Source organism: Dyadobacter sp. 3J3, assembly GCF_009801115.1.
Classification (GTDB): domain Bacteria; phylum Bacteroidota; class Bacteroidia; order Cytophagales; family Spirosomataceae; genus Dyadobacter.
Window position 1 is genome coordinate 77,454 of the sequence record NZ_VTOL01000003.1, and the last position, 21,203, is coordinate 98,656.

A 21,203-nucleotide genomic window follows, 5' to 3' on the forward strand; every position below is an offset into this window, starting at 1 on the left:
GCGGAGACCCCGCCGATTACAAAATCATACACACAATTATAACAGAAATAATTAAAATGGGCATTGTCCTCTGGCTTTTAGCCAAAATACTTTCTAATCTTCTTTCCATACCCGCTTTCTTTCACACCATCGCAGGAGCAATCCGTTTTAAAGGTGGCTGGAATTACATCAACCGATCATTCCTAAATGCGGCCTACGCAGAAGATGTATATGGAAACATCGCATATGCGACTATGCTCAATGATCTGTTCATCAAAAAAGGCGGCTACCACTACGGTGCCCGGAATGAAACAATCAGCTCTGCCACTGGGAAAAACTGGGTGAACGGCAAACTAGCTTTTTTGGGCATGGGACTTGCCGGTACATTGAACCTGATTGATTATCGTAACTGGGAAAAAGGAGGACACTGCTGGGTTTCGATTCAAGGATGGTCTCAGTATGATTTCATTGGCAAGAGACCGCCACGACGTGTGCCGGTTTATTATACTGCTTCTTTTATCCTGCTTGCTTTCATCCTTCTTTTTGCCCTTTGGAAATTATCCATGTGGCTGATCATCATTCTTCACACACTACTATTTTAATGAAAACACAAAAAGAATTAATTGCGAAGCTCGGTAACCCATATACGGCTCTCAAAACGTTTGAGAAAAAATGGATGGAATACTGGGATATCCCAGACGACATCAACAAAGAAATTCCTGCCCTACCCAATAAGGTTTACATGAACTACCTGATCATCCAGCCTTTTGAAGACACGATGCGTGAGTTGATTGCGACTGGTCTTCACAAAGAAATTAAGACATGGGATGGATGCTTTAATGTTCGCACCAAACGTGGACAATCCGGGATTTCTGTTCATTCTTGGGGCATTGCGGTTGATCTGAATGCTGCATGGAATACTTTTCATGGAAAAGTTTCCTGGTCAAATGAGTTCTTGGATGTTTGGAGACGCAATGGCTGGATTTGTGGTGCGGATTGGTCGAAGGCATCCGTTGATGGGATGCATTTTCAGGGAGACAATTTTGTTCCTGCGTAATAGGCTTGTCTTCCTAGCAAATATTGATAACTTTGAATCAAGAATTAAAATAATTGAACAGGTGGCGAAAATAAACGCGCGATCGAGAGTGAGAACAACAACTGATATAGAAGATGTGATACAAATGCTAGCTGTTTTTACATCTGAAATTAAGGGCCGTTTGACTTGCATTAATTCATTGATCACTAACCAGATTTAGGATTAAAATTCAAACTGTAAAAAGTCTAGTCGGGTGTGGTGCCTGGTAAGTTCTCTTGAAGGTTTCAATCCTTCTCTGTTCATAATAAAAATGGCCGGAAGATAAATTCTTCCGGCCATTTTTATTTTATGAAACGTCAATTCTTTGCAATTGCGTGAAGAGTTCAAGAAACTCGATTGATATGAACTCAGGGAATTCCTCAAAAACGTCTTCTAAAATTTTCTTTTTAAAACCATCATTCTTGTATTCTGGCTTCTTAAAAAACGGAAATGCATCCTTAACTAATTCCTCTAACCTATGACCAGGGTAGTTCAAAATCCAGTTAGGAACCAAAATTTTAAAACCATTAATCATTTTACATTCTGAAAGACCTTCTACCAATAATTCATGATCTGCTTTTATTTTCAATAGTCCTGTAACTTTTTCACTTACTGTTTGCATTTGATCATTATCAATGCCTGATATTTTCGAAATTTTATCCGTTTCTTTAAAACCAATTTTTTCTTTGTCAATAACCTTTTCTAAAAGAAGAAATATTCCCAAAAAGAAAGGTTCAAAAAGATAATTTTCAATACTGTACCTTTTGTTCTCGCCTAACACTTTAATATTGTCATAACTGACATTCCCACTGTCATTATCGATTATTCCAGCGACATACTTGTTTCCAGCGCTTAATAATTCTTTTGTAAAACGTTTTACTTTTTCGCATCCACCATCCTCTTTTCCTGTTGACACAAAAGTCAAGGACACATCTTGCAGCAGCTTGTCGCTAATAAGAGAATATATTGAGTTATAAACTATAAAATCAATATTTGATTCAACAAATACTTGCCGTTTGTCCTCGTACAGTAAATTCAAATTATTCAACCCCGCAGTTAGGGATTTAATAGCTTTCTTTTTTCCAATTTTTATTGGATAACCTTTTTCTCTATCCATTAAATAAATTGCAGATTCCGGGACTAATGCTATCGTTGTAGGAGAATGGGTAGTCATTATCACCTTGACGCCATTTGCTCCCACTATTACATCTTGTATGACATCCAATAATAATTTAGACATTGAAGGATGTAATAGAGAATCGGGTTCATCAAACAGAATTAATTGAGGAAAATTGCCTCCTATTGTCGATGAGTATAGCGCAAAAATCAAAGACATAATTGTCTTTTCACCTGAAGACAAAAATAGGAAATAGATCAAATTACCATTTTCAACATCTTTAAGCTGCACCTGTGGAATATAATCTTCGTTCATTGGTGTTTCGTAAACTACACGGTACTTAAAATTTGCTCTTTCTAAGATTTCATTGAATACTACCCATGGTGCCTTTTTACCGGAAGTTAGGTGATTGTAATATTTATTTTTTAAGTAAAATTGGTAAAATAACAATTGTATAGAGGGAGAAAACAGCTCATTTAGCACATCAAGAAAAACTATATAATCATTTATCGTTAGGTCACTTGGTGCCTTATTACTCTTATCACATAAATCTTTAACATATTTAAGCTTATGTTCCTGTATTTTAACAATATCATTTTGGAAATGCATAAGATTTGTCGCCAGATTCCCAATCGCATGTGATCTAAAAAATTCCAAAATAACTTGGTTTAGAGCAGCAACTTCTTCCTCCAAATTTTGGTATTTAATATGTCTGGTAAGTGATAATGCCATGACAATAGGCCGCAAGATGCCCCAACTCGTTGTTAAGTCATTTACTAAATTATTTTCGTTGCCATCTATATAATTCAAACCTGGACTTACATAAACGGCATTTTCTAATATCTTATTTTCGTCGTCATATATACCTCCAAAACGCGAATAATCCCGTACCATCCCTTGACATGCGTTCAAGATCCACTGTAACAATTGAGTTTTACCTGAACCATTTTCTCCTGTCAAAACGGTAAAATCATTTAAATCGATTGGACCGGCATCTTTTAAAATCTGGTCATTGCCTTGTAAATGTAAAATCATTCTGTTTCAAAATTATAATGGAGGCTACTTTCTTGGCTAATGTAGGTATTTTTTTATCTCGTTTTTGATAAAGCCGCTAAGCTTATAAATATTCGCTGTCATGTCAATGTTGTCAATATTTTAACATACTTATATTGTAAGTATTTTTAATTATATTTACGATATAAAAAGATTACCATACACACACTACGAAAAATGGGATTACTTGCCGGGATTGGCGACTTTGGTTTGGACGCAATACTTCAAGCTGCCCTTGATGCAAAAGTAAAAGCTGTATTGGCTGCAAATTCAGCTGAAGAATCATTAATTTCAGTGCTAGGACCATTTAAACCACAAAATACATCATGGAATGTATTAACAAATACTCCAAATTTATCTGCACTTGGATTAGTACAATCCGATCAAGGAAAGTTATGGATTGTTGCAGTTGGCGGGACCAGTAATTTAACCGGAACATCAATAACGTATAATATTGGTGATTCAGTTTACTGGAGTGGTCAAAATTGGGTGCGTAGGGCATTCACTATATCTTCAAAAAGTATAGGAACCACAGAACTTAAAGATGCATCCGTTACGCCTAATAAGACTACGTTCTTTACTTACGGTAAAAATTTATTTAATAAATACCTTGTAATAGAGGGATCAGCTGTAAATAATTCTGGAGCAATACAATCTAGTCAATCTACGTACTCAATAAGTGGAAAGTGTTCAGTTTTACCTTTAACGACTTATACTTTGTCTGGGAGTATATTCAGCCCGGCATTTGTTAAGGTTAGGTTCGAAGACGAGCTTGGTAACTTTTTAGGTGTTTACAATGCTAACAGTGCAAATTTCACAAGCCTACCTGCCACTTTTTCTACACCGGCTAATTGCACGAACCTTATTTTTAACACAAAAACGGCTTCATCTGGCAATTACGACAACATTCAATTAGAATTGGGTTCCGTAGCTACTTCTTACGAACCATTCAAACTTAATGTTTCATTTCCTTTGCTTGGGTTACCACTTAATTCGGTAACAAAAGATTCTATATTAGATAGAGTTGTGTCTGCCATAAAAACAGATTTTATCATTGCCGGTAAAAATAAAATTGACAAATCTGCAATTGTTGAAAACTTAGTTATTACTGATACTGGCCTGATAAATGCTTCTAATGGGTATTCTATTGTTAAATGTGAAGTAAAGCCATTAGCTCAATATATTTACAGTGGCGTTATGAATGCTCAAAGTGGGGTTAGAATAAGATTTGAAGATTCTTCAGGTACTTTTCTTGGTGTTTATAACGCTGTGTCGGCAAATTTCACTACCCTCCCTGCTACATTTACGACACCAGCGAATTGTACTAGGTTGTGGATTTCAACTAAAATAAATTCGACTTCGGATTATAATACTATTCAGCTCGAATTGGGGGCAACAGTTACACAATATGAATCTTTTTATTTAGCGTTAGATTCAATTTATACTAATGCGTTGAGCTCTTTTTCTAAATATGATATTGATTATATATTATCTAAGTTCAGCGTTAAAGGAAAGAATTTAATTGATAAGAATAAAATAATAGAAGGGTTAACTTTAAACAATTCCGGGTCGATACTTTCGCTTGCTAATTATTCAATGATTCTTGTAAATGTACTACCTAATACAGCTTACACATATTCTGGAGTAATTGGATTTCCTAGTGGAACCAAAGTTCGTTTTGAGCAATCTGACGGAACATTTATTAGCGTTTACAACGCTAATGGCGCAAATTTCACCACCTTGCCTGCAACTTTTACGACACCAGCGAATTGTACTAGATTGTGGATTTCAACTAAAATAAATTCAACTTCAGATTACAATACTATTCAGCTTGAGCTAGGATCTGTTGCAACAGTATACGAAGCTTATAAAATAACTATGTCTTCTGATAATGTTGATTTATCCAGCGTTTACACAAAAGCACAGTCGGATTTAATTTATGGAAAGTTGACAGTTCCATCTAAAAACTTAATAAATAAAGACTTAATTCAAGAAAATAAGGGTTTAACTAATACAACTGGCCTTATTGTAACACAGGCTGGTTATGCTATATGTCCGGCAGTAGTTGAACCTTCAACTCAATATGTATATTCTGGAACGATGGTTCTACCTCAATATGTTAAAATCAGATTTGAGGATGCTTCCGGTGCTTTTTTGGGACTTTACAATTCGAATTCCGCTGATTTTTCAACGCTCCCTGCTGTATTTTATACCCCTGCTAACTGTGTGAAAATTTACATTACTGTTAAAACAGTAGGGACTTCAGATTATAACTCAATTCAATTAGAGAAAGGTGCCGTTCCAACAACGTATATTGCATTTGGCAATAAGATACCATCAAGCCAACTTGATCTTGTTTTATACTACACAAAGGCGCAATCCGACGCTACTTTCGCTAACGCGGCATCTTTTTATACAAAAGTGCAATCTGATTTGCTATATGCAAAATATACGATCCAAGGAAAGAATTTATTCAACAAAGCTGCAGTAATTGAAGGGCAAGCTGTGTCCAATACTGGGGCCATTGTTAATGATGCTACTTACGCAATAACAGAAAAAATTACTGTAACCCCTTCGACAGTTTATACTCTTTCAGGTGCGATAGGCGGTGCGCCATTTATTAAGATTCGTTATGAGCAATCTGACGGAACTTTTATTAGTGTTTACAATGCGAATAGTGCAAATTTCACCAACCTACCTGCTACTTTTACGACACCAGCCGGATGTACAAAGGTTATAATAAATGTAAAAGCTAATTCGACCTCGGATTATAATACTATTCAGATTGAGCTAGGATCTGTTGCAACATCTTACGTTTCATTTGGGAGTAAATTAGATGCCTCAAACATTGACCTTTCATCGTATTACACTAAAAATCAAACAGATGCAGTCTTCGTAAAACCAAACGTTCCAAGTAAAAATTTAATTGATAAAAGTAAAATAATTGAAGCGCAAGCTGTAAATAATACAGGCGCAATAGTAAATCAATCCGGTTACGCGATTACCGAAAAAATTACTGTTTTGCCTCTAACATCTTACACTTTATCTGGAACAGTTCAGAATCCACAGTACGTAAAGATTCGGTATGAAGATGCAGGTGGTGCACTTTTGGGCGTTTATAACGCGAATTCTGCAAACTTTTCAACATTGCCTGCAACCTTTACTACACCTAGTCTATGCGTAAAGGTAATTATTAACGTCAAGGCCGCTGGTACATCAAACTACGACACAGTTCAACTTGAATTAGGTACAGTCGCAACAGGATATACAGCCGGAATAAATAAAATTAATCCAGATTATTTAGATCTAAGCGCGCTGAATTTAAGCGGGTACGTCAGTAAAGCTTCGTATCTAATTTGGCAAGGTAAAAAATGGGCTTTTCTTGGTGATAGTATTACTGCCCAAGGCTATTACATTCCATATGTGCAGGCTGTGCACGGATTTACTTGGGAAAAAGATGGTATTGGTGGAAGTTGTATTGCCCAGGGGAAAGAGGATATTGAAAATGACGGCGTTCATAGAACAGCATTTGTAGACAGAATAGCTGGCATAACAGCAATGGCGGCCGATGGAATATTTATTTTTGGTGGAACAAACGACTGGTATTATAATGTACCTATTGGCGTAGTTACTGACACGGTAAAAACTACGTTTTACGGAGCGCTAAAATATCTGCTAGCCACTTTACAATCTCAAAATGTTGGAAAAACGATCGTGATTTGCACTCCCCTTCAACGTGGCAATAGCCGGGCTAATTATACAGCTCAGAAAGCTTATGCAGATGCAATTAAAGAAGTGTCCGGGATGTATTCTGTGCCGCTTCTTGATTTGTTTAATAGCTCTGGAATAACCTACGAAAATATTGGTCAATTTACCAGTGATAATGTACACCCTTCCTCCGCAGTTGGCGCACCTTACATTGCTAGGAAGATGAATAGTTTTTTATTTAGAGTATAAAAAATATAACAATGGACTACAAAGAACTTTTAAAGAAATATATAAAACACGTTGTTGATTGTGAATCAACCGACTTTGTACAGGATATGGAAACTATTCCTTGGAAAAAGGATGATAAATATCCAAACCAATATCCCAACCTGGAACAGTTAATTTGGACTAAGGAAGAAATTGAAGCAATAGTGGAACTTTCCGGATTCGATGAAAGAGAGGCTTAAATATTTCTATGAAACAGAACATAAAATTATCTATTCTCGACAACAATGAAGGGCAGATTGAAGGGCTTCCTGCGAATCCCAGATTTATTAAAGACGCTGACTTCTTAACGCTTCGCCAATCAATCATCGATGATCCGGAGTTTTTGGATATCCGCGAAATGGTGGTTATTCCTTTTAATAAAAGGTTTGTCATTATTGGAGGAAATATGCGATTAAAAGCGATTGAAGAAGTCGTTGCTATGCTACAAACTGAATTCGATCAGCTGGTCGAAAGCAAGCGCCATGAAAGCTTTTTCCTTGACTGGTTTGCTGCAATTACGATGCTGCGTGATAAGAAAGAGGCTCCATGCCGGGTTCTCCCCAAAGACACACCTACCGAAAAGTTAAGAGCTTACGCCGTCAAAGATAATCTGAGTTTTGGAAAGTGGGACCACGACATGCTTAGCTCAGAGTGGGATCAAAAAGAATTGAAGCATTGGGGCATGGACGTGCCGAATCTGGTTGACGACAAAAGTGAGGAAGACCCAATTAAAGGCATCAGCAAAAAGCTTCAGGTTGAGTGCGGCGACGTAAACAAACTGGAAGATCTTTTTGAAGAGCTGCAAACTCGTGGCTTTGAATGCATTTTAAAGTAAGCCACTCATGACAGATCCACGGAGAAAAGATAAACAGAAAGCGAGCGCAAGACGGGTTATCGTCGCCGAGTGCTATAAGAAAGGTATGACTATCCGTCAGACTTGCGAGGTTGTGATGAAGCAAATGGGACTGGATAAACTACCAAGTGTCAAAGCTGTTTTTAACGACCGTCATGCCCTTCTGGCTGAATGGAGAAGTGAAAGAATGAGCGACATAGATGATATGGTTCAGCTCGAATTGCAGCGCATTGATGACGCCGTAATGGTTCTTTGGGATGCATGGCAAAAATCATCTACCGATCATAAGTCCAAATTTACCAAGCGAAAGGGCGAGTTACCAGCAGCCGGAAAAGGGAAAGGTGACAAGGAAATTGCATCTGACAAAATAACGACAACTCATTTGGAGCAAGGCGAAAAGGAAGAAATCAACTTTGGTGATCCAAGATACATTTCTGAAATCCGTTTTCAGCTGATCGAGAGGCGTAAGCTTTTAGGTATGTATGCTCCGGAGAAGAAAGAACTGACTGGGAAAAATGGCTCTCCCCTACGCGCACCGATAACATTTCTTAGCGCCGAAAATATGACTGACGAGCAGATTGAAAAGTTTTTAAATGATAGGGATAACCACTAAGGTTTTTGATTCACTAAATGCTTCATTCTTGTCTGAAAAATATAATGTGTTTGTTCTGGAAGGAGGTTCCAGAAGTTCGAAAACGCATAGTATTATCCAGTTTTGGATTAGATGGGCATATATAAACGAGTCTAGGACAAAGCGTGTGGTGGTTGCACGTTTGAAAGGAACATGGCTAAATGGTACCGTTTATAAAGACTTCATTGACGTTTTAAAAGGGTACGGATTATATGATCGTAAGTCTGAAAATAAAACCAATAAAATCTACACCTTATTTGGTACAGAGTTCTGGTTTGTTGGTTTGGATGATCCTCAGAAAATACATGGTATGCAAACTGACGCTTTCTGGATAAACGAAGCTGTGGAAGCTTCAAAAGACTCATACGATCAGCTAATGCAACGTTGTAAGGGTTTTGCGATACTTGATTACAACCCCAGTGAAGAAGAACACTGGATTTACGACAGTGTTTGTAAGCGCGAGAAAACATGGTATTCGCATAGCACTATGCTTGACAATCGACTGATCCCTAAAAATGCCAAAGAACAAATTCTATCATATGAGCCTACACCTGATAATTATAAAAATGGTACTGTCGATAAGCGCAAATGGCTGATATACGGGCTAGGCAAACGTGCTAAAATTGAAGGTCTCGTTTTTGAAAATTGGGAGATTGTTCCGGAAATACCAAGCATGGCAATTCAGTACCAGGGGCTCGATTTTGGTTATACTAATGATGTAACAGCGCTGGAAAATGTAGGAATCTGGAAGGGAGAAAATAGTCTGTACATGGATGAGCTGTGTTATAAAACCCACATGACTTCCAGCGATATAATAAATACTTTAAAATCTGTAAATCGAAACCGCAAGATTTGGAGTGAAAGCGCCGACCCTCGTTTAGTTAATGAGATATTCGTTGCCGGATTTAATATTCATGCCGTCCAAAAATATCAAGGTTCTGTAAAAGCTGGCATTGACAAGATGAAATCAATGAAATTATTTGTCACCGAAGGTTCATTGAATATAATAAAGGAATTAAAAAACTATACGTATAAGCAGGACAAAAATGGCGTATGGCTGAATGAACCTATAGATGCATGGAATCACAGTATTGATGGATCTCGATATGTGGTAATGTCTGAATTACTTGGCAAGCCAGAGCCAAAAAGAAATCTTGGAAGTTTTTTACGATAATACACACACTAATGAATTACGAAACTCTTAAACAGTGGCTGAATCAGGTTTCTGATACAACCAAGCTTATAAATATTTTGTGCTCCCAAGGAAAGGATTTCAAAATTGAAGATCTGAAAAAACAGTGGGATGTAAAGGAACACGCAGTAATGAATGAGTCTATCCGTCCTAAAAGAACTGTTAATTACGAATATGATGAATCCGATGGGAATGGTGGTTTTGTAACAAAAACTGGTACAAAACAGGAGTATGTTAATCGCATCCCTGTACCAATGCAAAAAAACATCGTTGGCAAAGCTGTTACATTCCTGTTTGGTAATCCCGTAGATATCCAGTCAGATGCAGCTTCTCCAGAGGAAATATTGGTTCTTGACGCTATAAAAAAGATTCTTGACGACAATAAAACGGATAGCCAAAACAGAGTAATAGCCAAAAATCTATTCAAAAGTACTCAGGTAGTAGAGATTTGGTATCCTGAACTGAAAGAAGAAGAGCACGAAGATTATGGATTTAAAACAAAATTCAGGCTTCGTTTGTCAATTTTTAGTCCATGGGACGGAAGTGAACTCTATCCCTATTTTGATGAAAAAGGAGATCTCATCGCTTTTAGCAGGTTGTTTGTCATTAAAGATGATGAAAACAAAAATGTTAAACATTTTGAATGTTATACCTCCGATAACTATTATTTATGGCAGAATAATCAGCAAGGCTGGACTTTAAGTAAAAAAACACCAAACATTTTAAAACGAATTCCACTGGTTTTTGCGGAGCAGGAAGATGCGGAATGGGCCGATGTGCAATTTGCTATCGAAAGGCTTGAAATTCTTCTTTCTAGTCATGGAGACACCAATGATTATAATGGATCCCCGACGGTTGTCGCAGAAGGTCAAATTTTAAGTTTGGGAAAAAAAGGAGAACAGGGAAAAGTAATAGAAGTTGAGAAAGGTGGTAAAGTTGGCCTTATGGTTTGGGAAGGAGCGCCGGAATCTATTAGAATGGAAGTTGAAAACATGTTTAAGGTGATACTTACCTACACCCAAACACCAGATATATCATTCGAAGCTGTTAAAGGAATGGGGGCCATCTCCGGCATCGCTCTACGCTTATTATTTATGGATGCACATTTAAAGGTCATGGATAAGCGTGAGACATTTGATCCCTATCTAAAACGCCGTTTAAATATTATAAAATCATTTGTCGGCTCGATGAACGTTGCCTGGGCAAAAACGGCTAGCAAGCTTAAAGTTGATGCTGAAATTATTCCATATACTATAAAAGACGTAATGGAAGAAATTAACGCCTTGGTCGTTGCAAACGGCGGTAAACCAATTATAAGTCAGATGCAGTCAGTAAATAAAGCTGGTTTAGTTTCTGATCCAGTTGCTGATTTTAAACAGATCCAGGAAGAAACAACTACGGCAAACACCTTTAGTATTTCAGGGCCGACGATATAATTACAAAAACAGAAACAACTGAATGGTCACAAAATTAGGCTACAACACAACTATTTTCGAAGGAGCAAGGGCCATTATTCAATCTGATCATGTTGCAATTGATATGATCATGTGCATGCTAGGGCGGCTAATCTCAAACGGAACATACCGGGCAGTTTATGAACATGCGTTGGATCCAACCAAGGTTATAAAGATTGAATATGGCCACGTACAAAAGACAGACCATGATTGCACAATGCAAAACAGCTACTGCAACATTCAGGAGTTTCTTATGTGGCGAGAGATAGAAGGATTGACGGGAAAACTCGAATGGGTTAAAAATTGGTTCGCTCTTATTGACTGGATAAGTCCGGGTGGCCATATTATGTGCATGGCAAAAACTTCGGAAATGCCCGAGTTAAAAAGGCCTGACAAAATACCACGTTTTATGTGGGATGTTAAACAGGATAATTTCGGATGGATTGGAGATAAGTTCGTTTGTCATGACTATGGTCATGTTCAAGCGTTTACTTCTTACAGTACAAAAATGATGACACTAAAAGAAATTTGGGATTAATAATTCAATTATGGCGAATTCGCCATAATTAAACACACACTATGTCAAAGCCTCGTAACTGGGAAGCTGACCATTTAAATAACGTTGAAGCATTCGCACAAAAAGTAAGACTCCTTTACTTCAATGCGATCAAGGAAGCGGTGCGTATGGGCCTGTCGGTAAACTTTAATCCGGATAAGCCTTTTGCTTTCTCAGACTTTCCCGCTTTAAATGACCGGGTAAAAAATCTATTCGAATCTCTTTCCGGGAAGATGCTGGCGACGATAGATTCGGGCACTCAGCACGAATGGTTATTGTCTGCATCGAAAAACGATGATCTGGTGAATTCAATCATCAAATCTACCAAGTTCCCGAAGGAAACAATCGATCGCTACATGGACCGGAATCTGGACGCCTTGAAGGCATTTCAGTCCAGAAAATCCGAAGGTTTAAATCTTTCCGACCGTGTGTGGAAACTAACTGATCAGTTCAAACAGGAATTGGAGCTTGGTCTTGATGTCGGAATGGCAGAAGGAAAATCCGCAGCGGATCTTGCCCGGGATATTCAGTCCTACCTTAATGATCCGGATAAACTTTTTAGACGGGTTAGAGATGCGCGAGGAGTCCTTCATCTTTCCAAGGCAGCAAAGGCCTATTCTCCCGGTCAAGGTGTTTACAGGAGCAGCTTCAAAAATGCAATGCGGGTCACCAGGTCCGAGATCAACATGGCCTACCGTACGTCTGATCATGAGCGCTGGCAAAATCTTGATTTCGTTGTCGGATTTGAAGTGCGCAGAAGTAATAATCCGTTCCCATGTGTGGTTTGCGAAAGCCTGAAAGGCAGATATCCAAAAACTTTCAGGTTTAGGCAGTGGCATCCGCAATGCCGCTGTAATTGTGTTTCAATTCTGGCTACCAAGGAGGAAATTGATAACCTGACCGACATAATTTTGAACGGTGATGATACTTCCGGATTTAAATCAGTCAATGAGATTACACAAATGCCGGAAGGATGGACAGAATGGATATCCGAAAACAAAGACCGGTTGCTTCGTGCCAAATCGCAGCCCTATTTCATAAAAGACAATTTTAAAAATGGAACCGTAACAGGCGGTCTTAATTTTGCCATAGGCAAGAAACCGGTTGTGATCAAATTGGATCCAGTTGTTGCCGATCCAAAATATACGCCTTCTAGCATTGGTGAATATGAAAAGAAATACGATGTTAAGATCAACCGTGATATTTTCTCAAAATTAAAAAGCGATGTGCCGATGACAACGAGCAAAGCGAAAGGATCGCATTACGATCCGGTTGCCAAAGCCGTCAATATTAAACCTGATAAACGCCTTGATCAAAGTAAATGGGAGCAAGAATCTATCATTTACCACGAATACGGTCATGCTGTGGACTGGGCAAATGGCATCAGGGACACTAAGGAAGTTAAAAACTTGATGACAAAATTCCGAAAGGATTTGCAGGCCAATCGGTCACAGGGATATATGGACTTACAAAATAAATGGAAAGATGCCTATATAAATGCAGACAAAGCAGATCACGACACGATTGAAAAAATCGGAGCATTTGCAGATACTCTGATGTCGTTAAATCCTGGATACGGTTTTGGTCATACAAAAGCCTACTTTGCTCACACAGGTAAAAAAGAAGCAGAGTTTATCGCACATGCCTTTGAGAATAAATTTGCAGGCAATAGCGTTTTCAAGGAAATAGCGCCAGAGCTTTATGAAGCGATGATTAATCTGATTGACGAGTTCCTGGCTAAATAAACTCAATCTCGGAGTGTTCTCCAACAATACCTTCTGGCAGTTCAACTAATCCTATTTTTTTGCCCTGACTTTCTGCCTCTTCCAGTTTTTTAAAGAATACTTCATCATCAGCCATTACCATACGTGCAGTCCATAGGGTCTGTGCGTATTCATTTTTGAGGTCAGTATACTTGTCGAATAATTCTTGTCCAGTCATTTTAATTTACAAAGATTCGTGATAAGATTTGTCTGTTTGATCCATTCTTTTTCTGGCTGTTTCAACGGCATCTTCTTCATTTTCGCCAAAAAATGTTCCTTCCGCATATCCGAAACCCTTTTCATTTGGGAAATAAAAGACCGGTTCCTGAAAATTTATTGCTGTCCTTATTTCATGTACAATTCCTAGTTCATCAATATTCATCCAAAATAAGCCACCTGACTTTAAAGCATCCTTCTCATATTCGTCTAATGTGATCTGACTCAATCCTGATTCAGGCAACTTTTTACACATCGCTGTGGCTGATTTGTAGTCAGAAAAATAACCCAAGGTTGCATATTCGTTTTCTTCATTTGGTGATGACACCTCGTAAATGAATTGATATCCATTATCAAATTTCGATTTGAATGCAGCCATTGCATTTTCAGGATCAATGCCTTTAAATACTTCCGAGGAGAAGAATTCTTTTAATTGATTTTCGTTTGGCATCATAACTAATCATGTTTTAATGGTACCCCAATTAAAATTTCCCTTGAACAATTGCCAGTCAAATAGTCGCAAGCTAATACGGCGATAGCCCTTCCCTGGATTGATTTCGCGCTGATCCTTCGATAATCCTTGATGTCATCAACCAATATGTCAACCGCTTCTTCGTATCCTTCTCGGACAAAAGCGTTTATTGGCAGCATCATATCTGGCGATTCCAGTCTTTCATAAAGTAATGCGATCGTTTCTTCTATTTGCTCTTCCGTTGGAGGCCCAGCTGGCTGCATGATCAGTGGCTGTATCGGAAACTCCTGTACTATCTCATTGTTAGTCATTTGTATTGTCAAAATTTGAAGTGTAAATATACAAAATTGGGAAATGCATAATAAACTACCGCCAGATCAGAGGACAATTCTTTTTATGGAGATATCGTTACGGTTTTAGAATAATCTTTGGCAGATAAGTCATATTTCCGTTCTAAATTTTTAGCATAATTATCGTACTGTTGATAGGTTTTAAATTTACCCGTAAAATCTCTGGCCTCTTTTAAAGTTTTGGATAGAAAAGGATTTAAAACAGGTCTATCCCCCAATACAAAATATTCCACAGCTTCGTCATAAGTATAAAACCCATCTTTGGAAACCAGTACTACTAAATATCCTTCTGAGCCTCCATGTGGCAATATTTTAAACTGAAATTTTTCTTGCGGACCATGTAAAATACCTGCTTCTAAAAGATGCTTCTTTGTCCAGTTAAAACGAACCACTCCATACCAAACATCTAATCCATCTACAATAAGAAAAGATGTAAAAAAGATAATTAAAATAAAAGCTAAAATTTTCATGTTGATTGTTTTTTAGATTGTTTTTTCCAAGTTGATTCCGGTAATGGATTCCCTTTCGCTTTTCCATACGCCTGATTTAAACGTGCCCAGTCGTTTTCATCCCTGAATTCGAAGTGTCCCGTCCCTTTTTTAAAGACTTTAAACCTAAAAAAGCCCCATTCGTACCAGGTGTTTGGTTGAAACCTATTTTCATGCTTGATTATAAATGTGCCCAGAAAGTTTACTTTTGGCGTTCCATCTGGATTTAGATGCTTATAGGTTTTGATAAGATCACCCGCTTCGTCTCTTTCGCAAGGGGCATATTTAATTTGCTCTACCTTATCAAAGTCCTTGCCCGTAAGAAAGCAAAGTGCTTTGGTTAAATCCATGATATAACCAAAATTAGATTGATAGTCCTTTATTTGGAGTCCCTCGCGGTCGTATCCCATTTCCGCAATCCATCCAGTAATAAATTTACGATTTAACATGTGGCCTGAATTTGTTTTCCAGCCTTCTACCTTAAAACGGTTCTCATGCGTATGCATCGTAAACCTATCAACTGCTTCAATGATTGCTTTCTGCATATTATTATCAGAAGTTCCGACAATAATTTCCACCATTCTAAATATGTTCTTCATGGTGAAAGGATAATTAAAGCGACTTTCTACAAACTTGTTAACATCAGCCAATACTCCCTTGGTCATGTATTTTTCAAGGTTGAATTTCTTAAAAACATTTTTCCAGCATTGTTTTTGGAGCTGTCTGGCAAAAGTGTTTTTATCTCTAATCTCGCCGTCCCGAACGTCGTCATTGCCAGACATTTTAAAATTAAAACCGCCATATTGACCAAAATCCATTTGTTTGCAAATTTGATTCAACTCTGCACCTATGTCAGAGAACTTATCAAAGCACCTTAATGCACCCGAGTAATTATTTACAAGTGCCTGTATCTCGTTATATTTAATCAATCCATCGGACTGATTAAGCTCTGGCATATCGAAATAAAAACCATCAAAATCAGGATTTGTCGCGGTCATTGGTTTGAATAGGTGAATGATTGCAACTTCTACATCCGTTGTTTTTTCAGCCTCTGTATACATCGAACCTTTGTTCTCGGCAGATCCATAATTTTTAATCAACATCGAAAGCTCGGATCGATAAGTTGAGTACGGGTTGTGGATTGTTTTATAGTTACACTGAGCAATAATTTCACAGCCTTCCGGTGCGATTTTCCATGCATGTAAAATATGTTTATCTGCGTTCGAAAACGGCGGGTTCATTAAGATCATTTGAACATGGCTAATTTGTTCATTAGATGTTTGAAACCAATCTGAGCCTATAACACTGTGCTTTACACCTGCCAATGTTCTAAGCTGTGGATGTTTTTCTATTGCCAGTGTGTTAGATGCTCCGGCATCGGCGGCATAGTTAAGTAAGTCTCCTTTACCTGCCGAAGGATCGAGAACTACTTTGCCGTAGCAGTCGGCATTCATCGCTTCCCATGCTGCTTTATTCGTGGGGTAGAATTCAGAATCGAACATGACATTAAAAATCAAAAAGCCCGAAAAGAAAAGAGTCTGGCCACTCAAATCGATTCAGGCTTTAATGAATATAGTTTAAAACATTTCAAACAGCAGCTGGCCAGAGCGGACATTTGAAATGTGCCAACAAATGTAAGAATTTATTATATACTTATATTATAAGTATATAATAATAAGCAATAAATATGGAAATATTATTTTTAAACTAACCGAATTGGATTTCTTCCATATAATTGGAAATAATCCATTTTTTCATTGACAATATGGCTTTCTTTGATTGATCTTTGCTAAAAACTTCATCAACTATGGAAATCCCGGAGCTGTCAGAAAAACTTGAATTATTCCCTTTTACAAGTGATCACGCTATAATTCTTCCCGTTGTGGCTGGTATTAGCGCGGGATTTCCCTCTCCGGCCGCCGACTTCATTGACGTGGCCATTGATCTAAGTAAAGAAATAGTGAAAAATCCTTCATCCACATTTCTGGGGCGCGTTAAAGGCGACTCCATGCAAGATATCGGAATAGATGACGGCGATATTATTGTGGTGGACAAAAGCCTGCCCTATAAGGACAATTGCATTGCGGTATGTTTCATCGATCAGGAATTTACAGTCAAGCGCATACTTATCGATAAAGATATTTGCTGGCTTATTGCAGAAAATGGCAAATACCCGCCCATCCAGGTTACTTCTGAAAGCGAATTTATCATTTGGGGCGTAGTTACCAGCGTAATTAAATTCTTCTGATATGTTCGCACTGGTTGATTGCAATAATTTCTATGCTTCATGCGAACGTGTGTTCCGTCCGGAACTCAACGGCGTTCCGATCGTGGTTCTATCAAATAACGACGGTTGTGTTATAGCCAGGTCCAATGAAGCAAAAACACTTGGAATAAAGATGGGAGCTCCAGCCTTCGAGTACGAAAAGGATTTTGAGAAAAATGGCGTAAAGGTTTTTTCAAGTAACTACGCACTTTACGGAGATATGAGTAGCCGGGTAATGAACATCCTTTCTACATTCTCTCCGGAGGTTGAAGTTTACAGTATCGATGAAGCCTTTATTCAATTTGATGGATTTGAACTCTTTGATCTTCAAAAAATCGGCGAAGAAATGCGCAGCGTGGTAACAAAATCAACAGGTATTCCAATATCTGTCGGAATTGCCCCCACAAAAGCGTTAGCGAAGGTCGCCAATAAGATTGCAAAGAAATTTCAACATACCACGGCCGGGGTTTATGTAATAAAAAGCGAAACCCAAATTCAAAGGGCAATCCAATGGACAAAAGTTGAAGATGTCTGGGGAATCGGTCGGCAACATGCAAAGAGACTGAATGCACTAGGCGTTTTTACAGCACTTGATTTCACCCGTATGAATCAGGGATGGGTGCAAAATAATATGTCAATCGTTGGGCTCAGGCTTCAACATGAACTGGCCGGTAGGCGCCGCCTTGAACTTGAAGAAGAAAAGAAAAAACAGAACATAGCGACAACCCGAAGCTTTGACCAGAATTATACTGAATTCTCTGACATCCACGAGCGTGTTGTAACTTTTGCAACTATATGTGCTCAGAAACTCCGCAAGCAGGACTCTTGCTGTAATGCATTGATGATTTTCGTTCATACCAATGCATTCAGGCCCGATCAGCCACAGTATGCGAGAAATGTGGTCCTTCAACTACCCTATCCTACCAATTCGAGTATTGAATTAGCGAGGTTCGCGGCTGATGGTTTGAAAAAAATTTTTAAATTGGGCTTCGCTTATAAAAAAGCTGGCGTAATCGCGTTGGAAATTACACCGGCAAACTATGGACAACGGAGCATATTTGAGAATTCTGATCCCAGACATGGCCCGCTTTTTGCTGTTGTCGATAAGTTAAATAAGTCACTGGGAAATCAGAAAATAAAACTTGCGGCTCAGGATCTTGGACGTACATGGAAGATGAAACAGGAGAGACTATCACCACGCTATACAACTAAACTGGATGAAATTATAATTATACACGCAAAATAGTATGTGTTATCATACCAAACTTACAGCAGACGCGATGTCAGTCGCAAAGGCTCTGAAAGCAGAGTTCTTGGAGAAAGATATTTATACGCCATCCGTCGAAATAAATGGATTTCAATCTCCCGAATATCCTATTGTACGGTGGGATGAGCGGCCGATCATTCAGTTTTATGAATGGGGCCTGATCGCTGATTGGTTAACTTTTAAAGGGTTTGCAAAGAACAGCCCGGAAGTAAAGAAAGCTAGAAACCAATGTCTGAACGCGCGCCTTGAAGAATTGCCTGAAAAATCTTCCTTTAAGAATAAGATTTCCAACCGTTGCATTATACCAATGGATGGAATGTATGAATGGCAGTGGGAAATGCCTGGAAATCCAAAATCAAAGAAAACCAAATATATGGTAACCAAGCCTGACAATGGTATCTTCTGTTGTGCAGGGCTTTTTAATGAATGGAAGGATCCTAAAACAGGCGCAACGACTTACTGCTACACAATCTGCACAACTGAGGGCAATGAGCTAATGAAGAAAATTAAAAATGAGGGAGAACGGATGTTGGTCGTTCTTAATCCGGATGAGCACGAGCACTGGCTTAACCCACAAATACCGGAAATGGCATTTTTTGACCGGTCGTATATTGAACTAAAAGCCGTGTTGGCTGTACCAAAACAAATATCTCTATTTTAGCTTATCTATTATATTATAATTTCTAATAATGCATGGATTCATTAACCTTGACTCGGATACACTAATTCAATGCCTTGGGCGTGAAATCGAATACTATGAACTCTGGGATCCTGAACTGGGGGATTTTAAATGCGGCAGAAGCTTTATCCACGGCACCTATTTAGATGATAATGGATCCATTAAAATATATGCTGATTTAATATGGGGAGATAGCCTAGACCAAATCAAAGAAGGTGATGGCGGATTTTGTTTTGCCAATGGATCATACATTTACCTTGCTCCGGCGCCATTTCAAATTTTCAGAATAACATGGCTAAATAATTCGGGTGTTCAAGAAAAGAAAATAATACCAGCTGAAACATACATGGATGTTGAGCTAACTGCAAGATTGTTTACAACTGAACCATATCAAACTGTACGAATAAATTTAGACGGAACTGTTTACAATCCTATTTTACAATAATGCCAGAGATACCAGAACTGAATGTAATTGCTAAAACCCTTCAGGAATATTTTAAGGGAGAAAAAATCAATAAAATCGAATTTCCATGGACTAAAAAGCTCAATGTCCCGGAAGATGAATTTCGCGAAGCCGTAAAAGGCGCAGTCCTCAAAAAGGTTGACAGAGATGGGAAAGAAATTCAATTTCATCTTGACAACGGGAATGTGATTGGAATCCATTTGATGCTAACGGGCAAAATGTATTTGCTACCAACGGATGAAAAAATAAGCAATCCTATTTTTAACATTATGTTTAGCAATGGTGGTGGAATATGTGTTACTGATAACATGGGGCAGGCCAGGTCAATTTTGAATCCAGAATCAACAGGAATCCCCGACGTGTTGTCGAATCATTTTACTTTGTCTTATCTAGCATCCCTCTTATCAAATTCTAATTCAAAAATTAAACAAATTTTAACCGACCAGAATAAGATTAAAGGCTTAGGAAATGCATATGTTGATGAAATCTTGTGGAATGTAAAGATTTCACCGTTTTCAATCAGTAAAAGAGTTCCAGATGATAAAGTTAAGGAGTTGTTTGACGCAATTCCAGAAATTACAAATGCCGCTTCACAAGCGATAGAACAGAGACAGGATCCGGAAGATATATTTGCGATGAAAAATAAAGAACACCGCTTTGTACACAATTCGAAGCTCACCCATACAATGGATGGAGAAGAAATAATTATCGGTAAAATCGGACAGTCTAAAACTTATTATACCGAAAGTCAAATTCAATATTAAAACGAATACAAAATTATGCATGAAAATATTTACGCCTTACCTACCCCATCCGAAATGGATCCGGAAGCCGATATACATTTTGTGGCCGGCAAAAATGATATGCCGACGGAAATCGAATCATTAAATGCATTTTCCGAAACAATTCGTGAATATATTGGCCATCCACATTTTTTTGATTTCTTCTCCGGAGAAAAACCTATTGATGACATTTTCTGGTATTTAATATTCAATTACCAGAAAGTAGTGCAGTATTATCTTCATGCCCAGATTACGCAGAATGAAGATTCACGATTCATAATCACGCATTTTGACTACTTCTACGGACATTTTGCGAAAACCGTTAAATATGAAGGTTCGAAAAAATTCGAAAAAACAATTGATTTAATAACTGCTGTCTTCAATTATTTCGACAAAAATGAGCCAATCGAGATTCTTGATTCATTTGAAAGTCAGGACAAAATGGTGGAATATTACCTGGCCTTGAAAAACCTTTATTATGGCGACCCTACATTATATCTTGAAGTTGTAGGTAAATATTTATGAGAAATAATAGGAAATAACTGTTTTAGTTGGAAATCTTCGGAAGAATG

General features: G+C 38.1%; 22 protein-coding genes. 16 read left to right on the plus strand and 6 right to left on the minus strand.

What is annotated here, in order from left to right:
- Positions 1 to 56 precede the first annotated feature (56 nt).
- Together FZF08_RS07135 and FZF08_RS07140 are read left to right on the plus strand one after the other, a co-directional pair.
- Entirely contained in the window at positions 57 to 581 is a 525-nt protein-coding gene (locus FZF08_RS07135; protein WP_159467955.1) for a hypothetical protein, read from the plus strand.
- Positions 581 to 1,036 (plus strand): M15 family metallopeptidase, encoded by a 456-nt coding sequence (locus FZF08_RS07140; protein ID WP_159467956.1) that lies wholly within the window; start codon positions 581 to 583, stop codon positions 1,034 to 1,036. The genes FZF08_RS07135 and FZF08_RS07140 overlap by 1 nt, the downstream gene beginning before the upstream one ends.
- Before the next feature lie 325 nt (positions 1,037 to 1,361).
- Here the strand turns inward: FZF08_RS07140 and FZF08_RS07145 are convergent, their stop codons facing one another.
- Positions 1,362 to 3,206: an AAA family ATPase gene (locus FZF08_RS07145; RefSeq protein ID WP_159467957.1), complete on the minus strand. Its 1,845-nt coding sequence runs from the start codon at positions 3,204 to 3,206 to the stop codon at positions 1,362 to 1,364.
- Positions 3,207 to 3,401: 195 nt separating this feature from the next.
- Between FZF08_RS07145 and FZF08_RS07150 the strand changes: the two genes are divergently transcribed.
- Genes FZF08_RS07150 through FZF08_RS07185 form a run of 8 tightly spaced genes read left to right on the plus strand, consistent with a single transcriptional unit; the run spans position 3,402 to position 13,630 of the window.
- Complete coding sequence (locus tag FZF08_RS07150) at positions 3,402 to 7,181, plus strand: GDSL-type esterase/lipase family protein (protein WP_159467958.1); 3,780 nt, start codon at positions 3,402 to 3,404, stop codon at positions 7,179 to 7,181.
- A gap of 11 nt (positions 7,182 to 7,192) precedes the next feature.
- Positions 7,193 to 7,399, plus strand: coding sequence for a hypothetical protein (locus FZF08_RS07155; RefSeq protein ID WP_159467959.1), 207 nt, complete (start codon positions 7,193 to 7,195; stop codon positions 7,397 to 7,399).
- 8 nt (positions 7,400 to 7,407) lie between these two features.
- Positions 7,408 to 8,034, plus strand: a complete 627-nt coding sequence (locus FZF08_RS07160) for a hypothetical protein (RefSeq protein ID WP_159467960.1) — start codon at positions 7,408 to 7,410, stop codon at positions 8,032 to 8,034.
- Between the two features lie 7 nt (positions 8,035 to 8,041).
- Positions 8,042 to 8,665: a hypothetical protein gene (locus tag FZF08_RS07165; protein WP_159467961.1), complete on the plus strand. Its 624-nt coding sequence runs from the start codon at positions 8,042 to 8,044 to the stop codon at positions 8,663 to 8,665.
- A gap of 28 nt (positions 8,666 to 8,693) precedes the next feature.
- Positions 8,694 to 9,857 (plus strand): PBSX family phage terminase large subunit, encoded by a 1,164-nt coding sequence (locus FZF08_RS07170; RefSeq protein WP_200837046.1) that lies wholly within the window; start codon positions 8,694 to 8,696, stop codon positions 9,855 to 9,857.
- An 11-nt stretch (positions 9,858 to 9,868) separates the two neighbouring features.
- Positions 9,869 to 11,311: a phage portal protein gene (locus tag FZF08_RS07175; protein WP_159467963.1), complete on the plus strand. Its 1,443-nt coding sequence runs from the start codon at positions 9,869 to 9,871 to the stop codon at positions 11,309 to 11,311.
- Between the two features lie 22 nt (positions 11,312 to 11,333).
- Positions 11,334 to 11,867: a hypothetical protein gene (locus FZF08_RS07180; RefSeq protein ID WP_159467964.1), complete on the plus strand. Its 534-nt coding sequence runs from the start codon at positions 11,334 to 11,336 to the stop codon at positions 11,865 to 11,867.
- Positions 11,868 to 11,908: 41 nt separating this feature from the next.
- Complete coding sequence (locus FZF08_RS07185; protein WP_159467965.1) at positions 11,909 to 13,630, plus strand: hypothetical protein; 1,722 nt, start codon at positions 11,909 to 11,911, stop codon at positions 13,628 to 13,630.
- Here the strand turns inward: FZF08_RS07185 and FZF08_RS07190 are convergent.
- From FZF08_RS07190 to FZF08_RS07210, 5 genes are all read right to left on the minus strand, one after another.
- Complete coding sequence (locus tag FZF08_RS07190) at positions 13,623 to 13,826, minus strand: hypothetical protein (RefSeq protein WP_159467966.1); 204 nt, start codon at positions 13,824 to 13,826, stop codon at positions 13,623 to 13,625. The two genes, FZF08_RS07185 and FZF08_RS07190, sit on opposite strands and share 8 nt — an antisense overlap.
- Before the next feature lie 6 nt (positions 13,827 to 13,832).
- A complete protein-coding gene (locus FZF08_RS07195) occupies positions 13,833 to 14,318 on the minus strand; it encodes a hypothetical protein (protein ID WP_159467967.1) in 486 nt (161 codons plus the stop codon).
- A gap of 2 nt (positions 14,319 to 14,320) precedes the next feature.
- Entirely contained in the window at positions 14,321 to 14,647 is a 327-nt protein-coding gene (locus FZF08_RS07200) for a hypothetical protein (RefSeq protein ID WP_159467968.1), read from the minus strand.
- 83 nt (positions 14,648 to 14,730) lie between these two features.
- On the minus strand, positions 14,731 to 15,156 hold the full coding sequence (locus FZF08_RS07205; RefSeq protein WP_159467969.1) for a hypothetical protein: 426 nt from the start codon (positions 15,154 to 15,156) through the stop codon (positions 14,731 to 14,733).
- Positions 15,153 to 16,676, minus strand: a complete 1,524-nt coding sequence (locus FZF08_RS07210; protein WP_159467970.1) for a DUF4942 domain-containing protein — start codon at positions 16,674 to 16,676, stop codon at positions 15,153 to 15,155. The genes FZF08_RS07205 and FZF08_RS07210 overlap by 4 nt, the downstream gene beginning before the upstream one ends.
- 305 nt (positions 16,677 to 16,981) lie before the next feature.
- Between FZF08_RS07210 and FZF08_RS07215 the strand changes: the two genes are divergently transcribed.
- The 6 genes from FZF08_RS07215 to FZF08_RS07240 are packed head-to-tail and all read left to right on the plus strand — an operon-like array spanning position 16,982 to position 21,156.
- Positions 16,982 to 17,422, plus strand: coding sequence for a LexA family transcriptional regulator (locus FZF08_RS07215; RefSeq protein ID WP_159467971.1), 441 nt, complete (start codon positions 16,982 to 16,984; stop codon positions 17,420 to 17,422).
- Between the two features lies 1 nt (position 17,423).
- Positions 17,424 to 18,686, plus strand: coding sequence for a Y-family DNA polymerase (locus tag FZF08_RS07220; RefSeq protein WP_159467972.1), 1,263 nt, complete (start codon positions 17,424 to 17,426; stop codon positions 18,684 to 18,686).
- A 1-nt stretch (position 18,687) separates the two neighbouring features.
- Positions 18,688 to 19,368 (plus strand): SOS response-associated peptidase, encoded by a 681-nt coding sequence (locus FZF08_RS07225; RefSeq protein WP_229216448.1) that lies wholly within the window; start codon positions 18,688 to 18,690, stop codon positions 19,366 to 19,368.
- Between the two features lie 28 nt (positions 19,369 to 19,396).
- Positions 19,397 to 19,831, plus strand: a complete 435-nt coding sequence (locus FZF08_RS07230; RefSeq protein ID WP_159467974.1) for a hypothetical protein — start codon at positions 19,397 to 19,399, stop codon at positions 19,829 to 19,831.
- A complete protein-coding gene (locus FZF08_RS07235; RefSeq protein ID WP_159467975.1) occupies positions 19,831 to 20,613 on the plus strand; it encodes a DNA-formamidopyrimidine glycosylase family protein in 783 nt (260 codons plus the stop codon). Before FZF08_RS07230 ends, FZF08_RS07235 begins: the two co-directional genes overlap by 1 nt.
- Positions 20,614 to 20,628: 15 nt before the next feature.
- Positions 20,629 to 21,156 carry a hypothetical protein gene (locus FZF08_RS07240; protein WP_159467976.1) on the plus strand — a complete coding sequence of 176 codons (528 nt, stop codon included), beginning with the start codon at positions 20,629 to 20,631 and terminating at the stop codon, positions 21,154 to 21,156.
- Positions 21,157 to 21,203 lie beyond the last annotated feature (47 nt).